Source organism: Amycolatopsis sp. SID8362, assembly GCF_010550475.1.
GTDB classification, from domain to species: domain Bacteria; phylum Actinomycetota; class Actinomycetes; order Mycobacteriales; family Pseudonocardiaceae; genus Amycolatopsis; species Amycolatopsis eburnea.
This window is the reverse complement of sequence record NZ_JAAGNB010000527.1, coordinates 1-218: the sequence shown is the minus strand read 5'-3', so window position 1 is coordinate 218 and position 218 is coordinate 1. Positions and strand designations below refer to the sequence as shown.

The window sequence follows — 218 nt, the reverse complement described above, 5'->3', positions numbered from 1 at the left end:
CGGCTCGCCGGGGCCCCGCCCGGCGACGTCGCCGGCTGCTCGTGCTGGCAGACCTGAGCGAGTCGATGCGCGCGCAGGAACCCGCTTACCTGCACCTGATGCACACGTTGACGACCGTGCTCGACGCCGAGGCTTTCGCGTTCGCCACCGAGCTGACCCGGCTCACCCCGGTGCTGCGCGGCAGCGGCCCGCCCGGTGCCGTGGTACGGCGGGCCGGG

The 218-nt window shown here is 75.2% G+C and carries 1 protein-coding gene; it reads left to right on the top strand.

Going from position 1 to position 218, the window contains the following annotated elements; translation table 11 throughout:
* The coding region (locus tag G3I65_RS16325) for a VWA domain-containing protein (RefSeq protein ID WP_160696867.1) at window positions 1–218 on the top strand (218 nt) is incomplete at both ends.